Source organism: Pseudoalteromonas undina, from assembly GCF_000238275.3.
GTDB classification, from domain to species: domain Bacteria; phylum Pseudomonadota; class Gammaproteobacteria; order Enterobacterales; family Alteromonadaceae; genus Pseudoalteromonas; species Pseudoalteromonas undina.
The window spans coordinates 1829903-1845850 of record NZ_AHCF03000003.1; the positions used below are offsets into that span (position 1 = coordinate 1829903).

A 15948-nucleotide genomic window follows, 5' to 3' on the forward strand; every position below is an offset into this window, starting at 1 on the left:
AATCCTTAGCTTAATAAAAAAGTGGGTAAGAAATCCTTTTCAAAGATCCTTAGGGAATTATGAAGTTAGTATGCTGAAAATTCGTCTTTAGAAAGTTCACCATTGCCATCTACGTCCAGCTCTGCAAACTGCTCCATAAGTTCGGCCGCAACCGATGCTTCAGCTTGGCTAATTGCGCCACTACCATCTACATCAAGAGTTTCAAAGTCTGTGCTGGCAAATACTGCAGATGAAGAAGCAAGTGCCATAAGTACAAGAGTTGACTGTAATTTTTTCATAATATTAATCCTTCAAAGTATGCAATGTTTGGGTATAAATTAATTAACTCAACGCTACAACCGTACATCCTAGTTATTCTCTTTCATAGGCTCCCTTGCCTATTTAGGTTGTCTTTGGCAACTCAGAATATGTAATAGCGTTGAGCATTGGCCTTTTAAGCCTTAGAAAATTCTGCTTTAGAAAGCTCGCCGTTTTTATCCGTATCAAGCTCTGTAAACTTACTCATAAGTGAAGCGTCTACTGATGCTTCAGCTTGGCTTATTGCGCCATTACCATCCACATCCAGTGTGTCAAAATCTGTTGCAGCAAACGCCACAGATGAAGAAGCAAGTGCCATTAATACCAGTGTTGATTTAAATGTTGTCATAACGTAATTCCTTCATTGGGTTGTAAGGTTAAGCGTTAAGCTTAATCACTTTTTGCTAAATACAGCTTAGGTATTACAACTTCGATGCCATGTTTAATTTTTTATTTATAAACAATAAGTTAAAAATAAAAATGTGATTTTTACTTAAAAATGCCCAACATTTTGTTGCTCTTTTGCAACAGCTACTTTTAACTAAAAAAATACCCATTAAAATTCAACAAGTTAAATCATCTAAAAAAGACACACCTATCTTCAATTCAAAATAAAACAATAAAACTGAGTCGCTATAGAGATAAATCGCCACTGAACAAATTAACAACGCGAAATTAAACAGGTTAAATTAAATAGATAACAAATTGAAAATAAACAACTTAAATTGATTTGTAGAAAAATATAAATTAATTTTTTTAACTGGGAGAGAAAAAGCAAGGATTTGTCGCCGTATGGCGAATAAATACTTAAAGCAATGAATGAATCTCGTGCGGGATACTAATTTGATATCACTCATACCCACTTATTTGGGCATGAGTACAAGCGGTCACTTCCAGCCTTGGCGCCACCTTTGTTCATCTTTTAAATCGCGCCACTGAATAGGATATTGATTTTTTGACATCACCGCTTCAGTGATACATTCAATCACATTAGCGTCTTCATCAAATTCTACCTCAACAATAATAAAGTGCTTTTCTTTATTAATAGCTGGGATGGCAGTCCATTTACTATTTAGCAGTTTTTTAGGGTTTAATTTATTCATACTACACCTTTTATGTTTTCTGCTTGATAATACGCATCAGTGATACGTTTAGTTTTATTAAAAAACCAAAAACTTCCCTTTAAACATTTGTATTTAGCAATGAAAAGCATATTCTCCAGCATCAAGCGAAAGTAATTCAATAGCCGCATTTTCACCTATACTTGGCGTTTCACGAGTTCAAGCGGGGGAAAATCACTGTTTCAGCGCAAGGAGAACCGTCTTGTCGATTCAGGGTCAGAGGCCTGTTCGCTGCTACCTTAATATACGCTGGATAATTAATACACCCCGTTACCCACAGTAATGGCTATTTGATTGCTATGACTGTTTACTTCGGCTCATACAACCAAAACCAATAAATAATAGCGACAATAAGTAAAACGCCTAATAAATTAATTAATAGCATAATTAAATCCCCTATAAATAAAGTTACGAGTTACTGGCTTTAAAATAACGTAATCGGTTTGCATTAGTGACTACAGTAAGCGATGATAAAGCCATTGCCGCGCCAGCTACGACTGGGTTTAGTAGTAAACCAAAAAACGGATACAACAGCCCTGCAGCAATCGGAATACCCGCAATGTTATAAATAAACGCCCCAAACAAATTTTGTTTAATATTAGTTATGGTTGCGCCACTAATTGCAATGGCATCTGCAAGACCATGAAGTGAGCCTCGCATCAGCGTTATATCCGCACTTTCAATAGCTACATCTGTACCAGTGCCAATGGCAAATCCAACATCGGCTTGTGCCAACGCTGGCGCATCATTTATACCATCGCCAGTCATGCCCACAATTTCACCTTGAGATTGGCGCTTAGTCACTTCACCGGCTTTATCATCTGGCATTACTTGCGCTATAAAGTCTGTAATACCGACTTTGCTGGCAACGGCTTTAGCGGTCGCTTGGTTATCGCCTGTCAGCATAACCACATGAATACCATTATTTTGTAAGCGTTTAATAGCTTCAGCTGAATCTTCTTTTATTGGGTCAGCAACCGCAATAATGGCATGTAATTGATTGCCAATAGCAAAGTACATCGGCGTTTTAGCAGCGCTAGCAAGCTGCTCCGCTTGCGGTATTGCCTCTGCAATATCTATATTGTGGCTTTTCATTAGTGCCTGATTGCCAAACAATAGGCTTTGCTCATTAATGGTACCGATGACACCTTGCCCAGTGATAGCATTAAAATTACTGACTTTTTCAAGGGTAATATTTTGGTTTTTAGCATAATTAACAATGGCTTCGGCTAATGGATGCTCAGAACTACTTTCAAGACTAGCTGCTAACTTTAGCACCTCGGTACTGTCGCTTTGGTTGAACGTAACCACATCGGTCACGGTTGGCTTACCAGCGGTTATAGTGCCTGTTTTATCTAAGATCATGGTGGTGATTTTAGCTGTTGTTTGTAGCGCTTCACCGTTACGAATAAGTATACCCGACTGAGCAGCTTTACCTATGCCGACCATAATTGACATCGGTGTAGCTAAACCAAGTGCACACGGGCAAGCAATAATTAAAACTGTGGTTATTGCAACAACCGCATAAGCAATACTCGGCTGTGGGCCAAAATTAAGCCATGCTAAGCCTGCTAACACCGCAATAATCATCACTGTGGGTACAAATATGCCTGAAATAACATCAGCTAAGCGTCCAATTGAGGGTTTAGAGTTTTGTGCACGTTTAACCATATTAATAATATTCGCTAAGGTGGTTTCGCTGCCTATATGGGTTGCTTTAAACAACAAAGTACCACTTTTATTAATACTGCCAGCAACAACCTTGTCACCCTCACCCTTATTAACCGGCATCGGTTCACCAGTGAGCATTGATTCATCTAGTGTACTGCTGCCTTCAATAACATCTCCATCGACTGAAATTTTCTCTCCAGGGCGGACACGAATCAAGTCACCTTTAATAACTTGGCTTATAGCTACATCTTGCTCTTGGTTATCTCGGATCACCCGTGCCGTTTTAGGCTGTAAACCAATTAAGCGTTTAATCGCCTCAGAGGTACGCCCTCGCGCCTTTACTTCAAAGGCTAAGCCAAGACTTATTAAGCCTATGATCATTGCTGAGGCTTCAAAATAAACATGTCTAGCCACCTCTGGTAATAGACTTGGCATGATCACCACCACCATTGAATATAGCCAGGCTGTTCCCGTACCAAGCGCAATCAAGGTATCCATATTAGCCGTATGATTTTTAAATGACTGCCATGCGCCAGTATAAAATTGCTTACCCGACACAATCATTACGACCAATGTCATCATTCCAACAATAAACCAGCCAATACGCTGGGCATTGCTAGTGACACTCATATCAAAGATTAATCCATAAAGCATTAATGGCGCACCCAAACCCAATGCCAATTGCATATTGCGCATAAGTTTTTTGTAGTGCGCGTTATCAGCTTCGGCTTTTTCATCTAGGGCGTCTTGTTGAGAATCACTATTCATAGGTTTAGCTTGATAGCCAATATCAGCGACAGCGTGCATTAGCTCCCCAGCCTTAGCCGAACCTTCTACTTGCACAGTTCGATCGGCAAAGTTCATTTCAACGCGCTGCGCACCCTTTACATTTTTCAGTGCTTTCTCTATTTTAGCCACGCAACTGCCACAATTTGCGCCTTCAATCATAAAGTTTTGCGTGGTAGGTTGATTACTCATAACGCTTCCTTAGTATTTTTAACTTCAGAGATTGGATCAACAAAGGTCTCTATTAAGCTACATATATCTGCACTTACAGCCCCATCAGGCGATTTATCCCACTGTTTAACCGCTGCTTGCATTCGCGTGCGTAATTTAAGTGTTTCTTGAAAGTGCTGCTCTGTTTCCTCTAGTCGCTTTGCTATTAATTGTCGTGTGAGCGGACAAGGGCACTGCCCTTGGTCCGACTGTGCAATAATTTGTTGAATATCTTTTATTGAGAAACCGAGTTGACGCGCACTAATAATAAACTTTAAACGTTGCTGATCGGCTGCGGTATACTCTTGATAACCATTGCGCTCACCACGAATAGGATTAAGCAGCTTTATTCGCGTGTAATGACGAACTGTGTCTTGGGTCACGCCCATAGTATTGGCTAATTGCTTTACGTACATCATTAAACCTCTGGCTGGCTATGTAATGACAACATAATAAACCTATGTGTAACACATAGGTCAACAATTAATTAAGCATATGGCTGGGAGTGCGAAAGAAAGTTAAGATAAGAGCAGCCACAATATGTGACTGCTAAATTTGAGAGCTACTGTAGTGCTTAGTTTGCTTTGCTTCGAGATTGCTTAAGTGCTTCACCAAGCTCACCCGCAATTGCTTGAATTTCAGGCATAGCGTCTTGTACTAAGGCTTGTGACATTTGCATTGATTCTTGCATTACTTGTGGCATTTTCTTCAAAATAGCCTGCCCTGATTCTGTCTTATAAAAAGCTAACATGTCGCTAATTTCTTGTTCAGTAAATTGTTTATCGTAGAGGTTAATCATCATCGGCTGCATTTTTTGCCAGCTCATTTTTGTTTTTAATACCTTGGTCATATCAGCATAATATTTGTCGAAAATTGCTTTCTCATCTGGCTTAACGCCCATTTGCACTGACATATTTTGCATCATACCCTCAACTTGCGCATACATAGAGTCAACCATGGCATCCATGTTCATCACCTCTACCAGCTCATCAATTTTTTGCTGTTTGGCAGTTTGCGCTGCAAGGTTAGTTGAAAAAATTAAAAGTGAAAGCAGTATTACCTTACCCATATTAATATCCTTTTTGTATTTGAATTAGCGTCATAATCACATGTTCAACAAGTGTTGTAAATGGGGACAACCAAAAAACGAAAAAGCCGAATAACTGGTGTTTATTCGGCTTTTAATCGTTTATTCCCAGAGCTAATCTTTTTCGATATTATCGAGCCCTTTCGTTCCCTCTTTAGCTTTAAGCTTATGATGAATAGCGGTTTTAATCAGCATATAGCCACTAATAGGTGCAGTGATTAATAGAAATATAGTGATTAATATTTCTTTTACACTTAAGCCACTGACTGAATTAGCAAAAAATACCATAGCAGCGGTAAGTATACTCGCCATACCTAAAGTGGTGGCTTTTGTTGGCCCATGTAAACGCATAAAAAAGTCAGGTAATTTAATTAAACCAATTGAGCCAATTAAAATAAATAACCCGCCTAATAGCAGCAATATTGATACGATCCATTCACTTATCATTTTAATACCTTACTCAATTATGTCGCCGCGAAGTAAATACTTACATACAGCTACCGTACTTATAAACCCAAGCATGGCAATAAGTAAGGCTGCTTCAAAGTACAGCCCCGTGCCCATGCTAATGCTATATAAAATAATCAAGGCAATCACGTTAATGTACATAGTATCGAGCGCTAAAATACGATCCGGTACTGATGGGCCAATAATAAGTCGCCATAGATTAAGTAATAACGACAATCCAACCATTGAAAAAACAATCAGTAATACTGTATCTAACATTGAAATATCTCCTTTAGGGGAGCTTCGTAACGTGCTTTTATTTGTTTAATAAGCGCTTGCTCATCATCTAAATCTAACACGTGAATTAATAAATAACGCTGTACCGGTTCATCGCCTTCATTAAGCGATTTAATCAGCGGGTAAACCTCGGCACTTACCGTACCCGGCGTTAAAGACACGCAGCTTGCTAAAATAGTAATTGGCATTTCATGCATTAAATCTATAGGCACTTTAACAAAGCCTGGGCGCAGATTTTTTGAAGGGCCCAAAATTAATAATGCCACTTGCAAGTTAGCCACTATAATATCGTAAAGTACGATTAGTAATTGCTTAAGTGCTAGCCCCGGCTTTAATATCAGCGGTTGCGGGTCTCTAAACGACATACTAAATAACGGTATTAGCAACGCGAGTAGCGCTCCTAATATAATATGCCCTACCGACACACTGTTATTTAACAAGAGCCATACTATAAATAAAAATAGACTACGAAACGGCGTAGGTAACCAACCAAAACGAGCTTGTAAGCGCATTACATACCTCCCTTAAGTACCGCATTTATACCACCACTAATATCGTGAAGCTGTGTTGCCGCCTCGAGGGCGTACTGCGTTGCCACGTCACCAAAAATAACCAGTAGTATTGAACTTGCTAATAAACCAACTAACACGGTCACTTGTAACGGGTGGGCATTGGCAGCATCGCTAGCATCACCTGTTTTGTCTTTACGTTCCCAAAACAAACTAGTACCCGCACGTGATATAGCCACAATTAGCGCTAAGCTCATAATTAAGTAAACAGGCCAAAATACCAGTGCTTGCTCGCTATTTAAGGTCGTTTTTAAAATCCAAATTTTGCCAACAAAGCCCGAAAAAGGTGGCATACCAATAACGGTTAAACCGGCAATAATAAAACACGCACCTAATAAAAATGGTTGTTTTACTGCACGTCCTCCAACTAATCGATCACCAGCTTTACCTCGTTGTGTTGCAATTAAATCAGCAAGTAAAAATAGCGCCGCAGTCACTAACGTTGAATGCACTAAATAGTAAAGCAATGCAGCGGTGGCATTTATGTTTTGGAGTGCGACTAATGCCACCAACGTCCCTACAGAAACCAGTACTAAATTAGCGGTAAGCTTACGTAAATCTTGTGCGGCTAACACCCCTATTGCGCCAATCACTATGGTGGCAATAGCCAGCGCCCATAACCAAGACTGCGCCATATGCTCAAGTTCGCCAGCTTGTTCACCAAAAATAACCGTATATACACGTAAGGTTGCGTAAACACCGACTTTGGTCATAATAGCGAATAATGCAGCAACCACAGGTGTGGCACTTGAGTAGGCGTTTGGTAACCATAAATGCAATGGTAATAACGCACTTTTAAGTGCAAATACAACGAGTAATAATAACCCGCCCGCTTTTGCTAAATAAACGTCGTCACCACTTAGCTGCGGTACTTTATTGGCCATATCAGCAATATTTAAGGTGCCTAATACTCCGTATAAAATACCTAAACCAATTAAAAATACGCTTGAACCAACTAAATTTAAAATAACGTAATGCAGAGCAGCGCGCGTTTTGGGTTTACCGCCACCGTGCATTAACAGCGCATAAGAGGCAATTAATAACACTTCAAAAAATACGAAGACGTTAAATAAATCCCCTGTTAAAAATGCACCATTTACCCCTAATATTAAAAAATGGATTAAAGGGTGAAAAAAGCTACCTTGTTCATCATCACCAGCACAGCCATATAAAGCCACGCCAACCCCCAAAAAGGCGGTTAAAGTGACTAACAAGGTCGAGAGCATATCTGCAACCAGTACAATACCAAATGGCGCAGACCAGTTACCTATTGCATAAACAATTATACCGTTATCTTTAACCTGAATTAGCAGTAATACTGTGACTGCAAAGGTTAGAATAGCCATTAAGCTAGACATAAATCGGCGTGCAAATAAGCTTTTGCCACACGGTGGAAGTAACAAAATAATTGCCGCTAACATTGGCAGTAAAATAGGCAAAGATGCTAAATGCTGAATCATTTTCTCTCCTTGCGTTTATTTTTAGTTAGGGTGCCATCAACATGGTCGTTGCCTAAATCTGCTCGGCCACGAATAGATAAAATAACCACAAACGCAGTCATCGCAAAGCCAATTACAATGGCTGTTAACACTAAGGCTTGTGGTAGCAGGTCAGCGTAATCAGCGCCAGTCCCTAGTACCACGGCTTTATTAATTGTTAAGCGCCCTGATGAGAATAAAAACAAATTAACCGCGTAAGAAATCATTGTCAGCCCCAGTACCACTGGGAATGTACGCGCTCTTAGCAATAAAAACACGCCACAGGTGACTAACACGCCAACGCAAGATGCGTATAACAGTTCCATTAAATATTTACCTCTTCTTTCTCTGCGTTCGCGGTCATATTACCTAAGCTTGCAAGGATCATCAGCGTAGCGCCAACAACAGTCAAGTACACGCCCAAGTCAAATACAATGGCGCTGGCAAGCTCTGTTTTACCAACAAACGGAATATCAAAGTAATCAAACCAGGTAGTTAAAAATGGCTTGTCAAAGAACCAACTTCCCACACCTGTAAACATGGCAATAGCAATACCTGATGCAATGATCTTTCGATAGTTAACATCAAAGCGTTCATTTATCCACGCAGTACCATGCGCCATATATTGTAAAATAAAGGCAATAGAAGTTACGAGGCCTGCTATAAAGCCTCCTCCAGGTAAGTTATGACCGCGTAGGAAAATATAAGCAGACACTAATAGCGCTAATGGTAGTAAGCTTTGAGAAATACAAGCCAACAAAATAGGATGGCGATCTTTAGACCATGGACGCCCTTCACTATCGCTCGCTGGCATATAGAGTGGAATTCTTGATAACAGTTTAAATATGCCCAGTGCGGCAATACCTAGTACAGTAATTTCACCTAAAGTATCAAAGCCCCTAAAATCAACCAAAATAACGTTAACTACATTAGTGCCACCACCGCCTGTTTTGGCGTTAGCAATAAAGAACTCAGAAATTGAATCAAGCGGACGAGTCAGTAAGGCGTAACAAATACTGGCAATAATGATCCCCACGGTAGAGGAAATAACCACATCACGTAAAATACGCAATGAGCTTGACTCTCTTGGCGTGCTCTGAGGTAAGAAAAACAGTGCCAACATTAATAGTATAATAGTGGCTACTTCTACAGTAAGTTGCGTTAAGGCCAAGTCAGGCGCTGAAAAACGGGTAAACGCCACCGACACCATTAGTCCCACAATCGACAGCATTAATAACGACACCATTCGAATTCGATGCCAAATAACGGTAGCAATTGCACCTATTATGAGTAGTCCTGCACCAATTGCGTTTTGAATATCAACCGGGGTATTAGGCACGCTACCAGCTAGCTGCTTCATTTCAAATAATGGCCAACCAGAGGCAAGTAATACAACGCCTAACATTATAAATACATAACGTTGCAATGAGCCATTTTCTGTTGATTGTATTTTGTTTTGACACCAATTGACCACTACCGCTAAAAAACGCTCGAAGATTTTTTTAGCGTTAAAAGGAGGTAACGACGCTTGGAACTGGAACAAGTACTTTCGATTAACGTAAATAAATAAACCACCAATTACCGCCATACCACTCATAAGTAGAGGTAAATTGAAACCATGCCAAATAGTCAACTTGTACTCGGGCATAGCTTGACCAAGTACAGCCAGTGACGCGGCTGATAAAATACCGTCAACGACAAAGTGTGGAAAAATACCCACTAAAATACACAGTACCACTAAGATTTCTATAGGCACACGCATATAACGCGGCGCTTCATGAGGGGTACGTGGTAAATCAATTGGCTCACCATTAAAGAACACGTCATGAATAAAGCGTGATGAGTACGCCACCGACAACGCACCCGCTACAGTTGCCAGCACCGGAATTAACCAAGACATAGAGCCAAGCACCTGCTGATGCAGTGTCTCAGCAAAGAACATTTCTTTTGATAAGAAACCATTTAACAACGGTACACCGGCCATAGCGGCAGCAGCCACCATCGCCAGGGTGGCTGTATACGGTAAGTAGCGCCACATACCATTGAGTTTGCGCATATCACGAGTCCCGGTTTCATGGTCAATAATACCGGTTGCCATAAATAACGACGCTTTAAACGTCGCGTGGTTAATAATATGAAAAATAGCGGCAACGGTTGCAAGCTGTGTATCTAGGCCTAGTAATAATGTAATTAAACCCAAATGACTAATCGTTGAATAGGCTAACAACCCTTTTAAATCATGTTTGAATAACGCGATATAAGCGCCAAATAATAACGTGGTTAAACCGGTCAAACCGACTAATAAAAACCAAGTATCGGTACCCGCTAATGCGGGATAAAAACGCGCAAGTAAAAAGATACCTGCTTTTACCATGGTGGCAGAGTGTAAATACGCACTTACCGGCGTAGGTGCAGCCATAGCGTGCGGTAACCAAAAATGAAACGGAAATTGTGCAGATTTAGTAAAAGCACCCAGTAAAACTAATACCAGTGCTAATTCATATAAGTCGTGAGATTGAATAATCGCTTTGCTAGCTAAAATGGTGTCTAAGTCGTAACTTCCAACAATATCGCCTAACAACATTAAACCACCCAGCAAGGCTAAACCACCTGCGCCGGTTACTGCTAATGCCATGCGCGCCCCCTTGCGCGCCTCTGATTTGTGCCACCAGTAACTGATCAGCAAGAACGAGCTAATACTGGTTAGCTCCCAAAATACCCATAACTGAATCACATTGTTTGACATAACAATGCCCAGCATGGCGGTCATAAATAACATTAAGTAGCTAAATAGCTTTGGCAGCGAATCATTTTGACTTAGGTAATAACGGGCATACAAAATAACCAGCAACCCTATTCCTAAAATCATAAATAAAAACAGTAAACTCAAGCCATCTAAGCGTAAGGAAATATCCAGCCCTAAAGCAGGTATCCACTGTGCGCTAAAACGAATGGTTTCTCCCGCGAGAACCGCAGGCGCATGATAAAGTGTAATTGCAAGCGCGGCTAATGGCGCAATAGCCGTTAGGCTCGTTGCCTGATTTCGAGAAAGTTTGCCGGTGCATGCAGAAATAACACTGCCTAATAAGGATAACAGGGGTATCCAGAGCAAAGTCATAATGAAGGGCCTTTTTGAATCATAAAGTTTATCAATTCGCTACTTGTTATTATTAAATACCAAAGTGACTTGGGTATACGTTTTATGTCTGTTTTTTAACAACATTAATACGTACAGTTATACTGATAAACGCAGTTTTTGTCTATAGAAAGCGCCGCTAGCGGGATAATAATCAAACAAAAATGCCTATAAATTCATGAACTGAAGTAAAACAAGCTTAGCTTTTAAACAGTTTACGGCAGAGTCTATAACCACTAAAATCGTACAAATAAATCAGCATTGAGTGCTATATGGGTCTGCCACAAAACACGGTATTGCGCTGATAGCCCTAACTGTTGATATTGCATAATTGACCACTGTGCACTGGGCTTATAAGCAGTGCCACCTTGTTGGCAACTTTGGCTTTTGTGCCACCCTTTGGGAGCAACTGATTTTTTTGCAATAAATAAGTTAGGAGCAACAAACCCATCAAGCTGACATAACCACGCTTGCTTTTTTGCTGGTAAAGCGTACTCATCTTCAAAGCCATTAAAGTGCATTAATTCATGCAAAAAAACCGCGTAGCTAGCCTGTGAATTAATATGCATTAAACCATTTTTTACACTGGCAGTACCTTGCTTAGGCATCATAACAGCAAAATCGAACCCAGTGGGAAGCCGCTTTTTAAGCGATGATTGTTGCCAATTGCACTTAGCACGGGAGGATTCAGTACTATTGCAGCTAATTGCACTACCCACATAAACTGGTTTTGAAAAACAAAAGGTATTGAGACTCGGCTCTGGGTTTTGAAAGTACGCGTTACGAAATTGATTGAGCCTGTATAAACCATCACGGTGATCGCTCAACATTAATACGTTAAATGTACACTGCTTTTGTATCTCAACTTGCTCGCTTGCAAGTAAAAACCCTAACTTATTCATGAATGATGCACTCAATGTTTCTATGGGTGCTTGTTGCTGTAATTGCAGATGATAAAAGATATCGCCTTTAGGAAGCTTATTTTGATTTTTTAGTAGCGCTAAATCCTGCCAACGCTGTTGCGAAAATAACGAGTCGGCGAGTTTTTTTTGCTGTGCTCGTGTAATTTTATCCAAACTTGCTTGCCAAAATAGTTTAGCCGTTTCAGTTTGATTATTGCTTAATAATGACAACCCATAGCCATATTGAGCATCCGCTATTTTATTGCGAGCTAAGGTTGCTAAGGCTGTGGTGGGTAATTGTAATATGTGGTTTGCAAAGTAACGAGGGAATTGCCAATAACTGTCAATCACATTGGCCTTGGCATGTAATACTTGCCAAAAGCCAATGCTATTTTGTTTATTACTCGAGCCACTAATAACGCTAGCGCACAGTAATAAAGCACTTAGTTTTAAATAATTAGCCAGCGCTTTCACTGGCCATCAACTCAAGCTCTAAACGCGCATACTTATATTCTATAAATTCATGTACGTTCGTTGCTAGCGCCAATTTAAAGTAATCTGTGGCAATTGAGAGCTCACCTGCGGCTTGGTGCTGTTTAGCTAAGTAAAAATAAGCTTCACATAAACGCTGAGCGTATTCTTGTTGTGAACTTACACCATCGGCTATGCCTGAAAAAAATACTTTTTCACTCAAATCACCCACATACAAAGCAATAAGCTGATACGCCCATTCATTTTCATCAAGGGCCGCCGCATTGGCTTTTAACGCAGCGATTGCCGCGGTTTTATCTTGTGCTGCTTGGGCTAAATAAAGCCACAATACACGGTAAGGATCGTTAGGAGAGCGCTCCAAGAATGTTTTAAAGTCATCCTTTGCAAGCGTGGCTCTATCACCATAGTACAAAGCAATACCACGATTTAAATACGCATATTCATGTTCTTGGTCTAACTCTATGGCTGAATCAAAATACTCGTATGCTTTTTCGTATTGCTGCATCAAGGTATGCTGAATACCCAAAAAGTTATAGACTTCAGCCAAATCAGGCTTAAGTTTAACCGCTCGGTTAAAATCAATTCGCGATAAAGTCGTCATGCCTAAGCTATCAAACAGTACTCCACGGTCATAATAGAGCTTTGCTTGTTGTTCTGTACTCAAGTCTGCTCTGTTTAATAGCTCTGAAAAACGTGCAATGGCAATTTCATTTCTAAAATCTGATGCAAGCGGTGCAGTAAATGGCACATTAATAATAGCAGCGGGTTTAGTAGTAGCCTGACAAGCGCTTAAAGACAAAATAGCAAAAGATGCCAAGGCTAAATGTTTAAGTCTCATTAAAATCCTTAATACCGAGGTAAGTAGCAAATAGATAAGACATAAGCTGTCTTGTAAGGTTCATTCCTGTTATGTGTTATTAATATCAACCGGCATAAATATTTGAACAATTTAACGAATTAAATACCCCTATAACGTTGTTAAAATTCTTTTATTTAGAACAACTAGATATCAAAAATTTTGCCTAGTTATAGAGCAATTTTCTTATCGTTAAAATAAGTCCCATATCCAAGCAGGTTGGTATAAGTATGATGAACACAATTAATTGCTAACATTAAAGCATAAAAAAAGGGGCTAAACAGCCCCTTTTTATACTATCCAGTAATTATCTGGATGAAAGATTAGCAATTACGCGTCTTTAGACTCGTCAGCTGCAGGTGATGCTGATTCCATTGCTTCTTTAATACTTAGACGTACACGGCCTTGACGGTCTACTTCTAGTACTTTAACTTTAACTTCTTGACCTTCGCTAAGGTGATCAGCAACGTTGTTAACACGCTCAGTGCTGATTTGTGAGATATGCACTAGGCCATCTTTACCAGGAAGAATGTTTACAAACGCACCGAAATCAACGATACGTACCACTTTACCTTCGTAGATAGTACCTACTTCAAGCTCAGCAGTTAATTGCTCAATACGGCTAATTGCATTTGCTGCACTTTCACCGTCTGTAGCAGCAATCTTGATTGTGCCATCATCACCGATTTCAATCGTAGTACCCGTTTCTTCAGTAAGCTGACGGATAGTTGCGCCACCTTTACCGATAACTTCTGCGATTTTCTTCTGTGGGATTTGCATCGTGTAAATACGCGGAGCAAACATAGATAACTCTTCAGAAGGTGCAGAAATCGCTTCGTCCATTACATTTAGAATGTGTAAACGTGCAGCTTTCGCCTGTTTAAGCGCGATTTGCATGATTTCTTGAGTAATACCTTCAATTTTGATATCCATTTGCAGTGCAGTGATACCGTTAGTTGTACCCGCTACTTTAAAGTCCATGTCACCTAAGTGATCTTCATCACCTAAGATATCTGAAAGAACAACAAAGTTTTCTTCTTCTTTAACTAAGCCCATTGCGATACCCGCAACTGAGGCTTTAATTGGAACACCTGCGTTCATAAGCGCTAAAGACGTACCACAAACCGATGCCATTGAAGATGAACCATTTGATTCAGTAATTTCAGATACAACACGGATTGAATATGGGAAGTCAGTCAATGTTGGCATTACAGCTTGGATACCACGCTTAGCTAGGTTACCGTGGCCGATTTCACGACGCTTAGGAGAACCAACAAAACCAGTTTCACCTACACAGAACGGAGGGAAGTTGTAGTTAAGCATAAAGTGGTTTTTGTGCGTGCCAGTTAAATCGTCGATTAACTGTGAATCACGTTCTGTACCAAGTGTTGCTGTTACTAATGCTTGCGTTTCACCACGTGTGAAGATTGCAGAGCCGTGAGTACGTGGAAGTACGCCCGTCATTACATCTAGAGCACGGATCATATCTGGTTCACGACCATCGATACGTTTTTCGCCAGCAGCGATACGGCCACGAACGATTTTCTTCTCAAGTGAACCGAATACTTTACCTACTTCTTGCTTATCAAGCGTTTCGCCTTCAGCAAGTTCGCTTGTTAGTGCTTCAACAACCGCATCTTTTGCAGCAGTTAATGCTTCTTTACGCGCTACTTTATCAGTAATACGGTAAGCTTCGCCTACTTTATCAGCAGCAAGAGTTGCTACTTTCTCTTCTAATGCAACGTTTTTCTCAGGTGCAGTCCAATCCCAAGTAGGCTTGCCTGCTTCTGCTTTAAATTCGTTAATTGCATTGATGATAGACTGTGATTGCTCATGGCCGTATACAACCGCGCCTAGCATTACGTCTTCAGCAAGTACGTCTGCTTCTGATTCAACCATAAGTACTGCGTTATCAGTACCAGCAACAACTAAGTCAAGTTGGCTCTCTTCAAGCTCTTTTAGTGTCGGGTTAAGTACGTATTCACCGTTAATGTAACCAACACGTGATGCACCAATTGGACCGCTGAACGGGATACCAGAGATAGCAAGTGCTGCTGATGTACCAATCATCGCAACCATATCAGGTTGGATTTCAGGGTTTACAGAAACAACAGTCGCGATAACTTGTACTTCGTTTACGAAACCATTTGGGAAAAGTGGACGAATTGGACGGTCAATAAGACGTGCAATAAGTGTTTCGCCATCGTTAGGACGACCTTCACGCTTAAGGAAACCACCTGGGATACGACCAGCAGCGTACATACGCTCTTGGTAGTTAACTGTTAGTGGGAAGAAATCTTGACCTGGTTGAGCTTCACGCTTACCAACAACCGTTACTAGTACTGACGTATCGCCAATGCTTGCTAGTACTGCGCCGTCAGCTTGACGAGCGATAGCACCTGTTTCTAGCGTCACTGTGTGTTGACCTAGTTGAAATTCTTTTATAATTGCTTGCACTTAAAATATTCCTTAAATGTATTTTTAGTATTAATTAAGTTTTCATCAAAGTACCAATTACAGTACATAATTGTATTCAGTTGGAAATCAATTAAGTACTACAATTGGCAATGATGTAAATAACCGTAAATAAACCTTCTTA

At 40.3% G+C, this 15948-nt stretch carries 15 protein-coding genes and 1 pseudogene; all 16 read right to left on the reverse strand.

The genetic code is table 11. The features are described 5' to 3' along the window. Positions 1–65 precede the first annotated feature (65 nt). The 16 genes and pseudogenes from PUND_RS12090 to pnp all read right to left on the reverse strand — a co-directional run bounded on the left by PUND_RS12090 (position 66) and on the right by pnp (position 15806). Positions 66–278 carry an EF-hand domain-containing protein gene (locus PUND_RS12090; protein WP_010391414.1) on the reverse strand — a complete coding sequence of 71 codons (213 nt, stop codon included), beginning with the start codon at positions 276–278 and terminating at the stop codon, positions 66–68. A 155-nt stretch (positions 279–433) separates the two neighbouring features. After that, complete coding sequence (locus PUND_RS12095; RefSeq protein ID WP_010391413.1) at positions 434–646, reverse strand: EF-hand domain-containing protein; 213 nt, start codon at positions 644–646, stop codon at positions 434–436. Positions 647–1184: 538 nt separating this feature from the next. After that, complete coding sequence (locus PUND_RS12100) at positions 1185–1400, reverse strand: TIGR02450 family Trp-rich protein (protein ID WP_010391412.1); 216 nt, start codon at positions 1398–1400, stop codon at positions 1185–1187. Between the two features lie 93 nt (positions 1401–1493). Further along, positions 1494–1803 (reverse strand): annotated as a pseudogene (locus PUND_RS18465) (cupredoxin domain-containing protein). A 23-nt stretch (positions 1804–1826) separates the two neighbouring features. Beyond that, on the reverse strand, positions 1827–4067 hold the full coding sequence (locus PUND_RS12105) for a heavy metal translocating P-type ATPase (RefSeq protein ID WP_010391411.1): 2241 nt from the start codon (positions 4065–4067) through the stop codon (positions 1827–1829). Beyond that, a complete protein-coding gene (locus tag PUND_RS12110) occupies positions 4064–4501 on the reverse strand; it encodes a MerR family transcriptional regulator (RefSeq protein WP_010391409.1) in 438 nt (145 codons plus the stop codon). The genes PUND_RS12105 and PUND_RS12110 overlap by 4 nt, the downstream gene beginning before the upstream one ends. Before the next feature lie 158 nt (positions 4502–4659). Beyond that, a complete protein-coding gene (locus PUND_RS12115) occupies positions 4660–5154 on the reverse strand; it encodes a DUF2059 domain-containing protein (RefSeq protein ID WP_010391408.1) in 495 nt (164 codons plus the stop codon). Positions 5155–5286: 132 nt separating this feature from the next. Then, the gene (locus PUND_RS12120) at positions 5287–5619 is read right to left on the reverse strand and encodes a Na+/H+ antiporter subunit G (RefSeq protein WP_008114566.1); all 333 of its coding nucleotides are present in this window, start codon (positions 5617–5619) and stop codon (positions 5287–5289) included. A gap of 9 nt (positions 5620–5628) precedes the next feature. Further along, positions 5629–5898: a K+/H+ antiporter subunit F gene (locus PUND_RS12125; RefSeq protein ID WP_008114565.1), complete on the reverse strand. Its 270-nt coding sequence runs from the start codon at positions 5896–5898 to the stop codon at positions 5629–5631. Then, positions 5892–6428: a Na+/H+ antiporter subunit E gene (locus PUND_RS12130; RefSeq protein WP_010391406.1), complete on the reverse strand. Its 537-nt coding sequence runs from the start codon at positions 6426–6428 to the stop codon at positions 5892–5894. The genes PUND_RS12125 and PUND_RS12130 overlap by 7 nt, the downstream gene beginning before the upstream one ends. Beyond that, positions 6428–7945, reverse strand: a complete 1518-nt coding sequence (locus PUND_RS12135) for a monovalent cation/H+ antiporter subunit D (RefSeq protein ID WP_010391405.1) — start codon at positions 7943–7945, stop codon at positions 6428–6430. Before PUND_RS12135 ends, PUND_RS12130 begins: the two co-directional genes overlap by 1 nt. Continuing rightward, the gene (locus PUND_RS12140; RefSeq protein ID WP_010391402.1) at positions 7942–8289 is read right to left on the reverse strand and encodes a Na+/H+ antiporter subunit C; all 348 of its coding nucleotides are present in this window, start codon (positions 8287–8289) and stop codon (positions 7942–7944) included. The genes PUND_RS12135 and PUND_RS12140 overlap by 4 nt, the downstream gene beginning before the upstream one ends. Further along, the gene (locus PUND_RS12145; RefSeq protein ID WP_010391400.1) at positions 8289–11081 is read right to left on the reverse strand and encodes a monovalent cation/H+ antiporter subunit A; all 2793 of its coding nucleotides are present in this window, start codon (positions 11079–11081) and stop codon (positions 8289–8291) included. Before PUND_RS12145 ends, PUND_RS12140 begins: the two co-directional genes overlap by 1 nt. A gap of 254 nt (positions 11082–11335) precedes the next feature. Beyond that, positions 11336–12475, reverse strand: coding sequence for a hypothetical protein (locus PUND_RS12150; RefSeq protein WP_010391399.1), 1140 nt, complete (start codon positions 12473–12475; stop codon positions 11336–11338). After that, positions 12459–13331: a lipoprotein NlpI gene (gene nlpI, locus PUND_RS12155; protein ID WP_010391397.1), complete on the reverse strand. Its 873-nt coding sequence runs from the start codon at positions 13329–13331 to the stop codon at positions 12459–12461. Before nlpI ends, PUND_RS12150 begins: the two co-directional genes overlap by 17 nt. A gap of 348 nt (positions 13332–13679) precedes the next feature. Continuing rightward, positions 13680–15806 (reverse strand): polyribonucleotide nucleotidyltransferase, encoded by a 2127-nt coding sequence (gene pnp / locus PUND_RS12160; RefSeq protein ID WP_010391396.1) that lies wholly within the window; start codon positions 15804–15806, stop codon positions 13680–13682. Between the last annotated feature and the right edge of the window lie 142 nt (positions 15807–15948).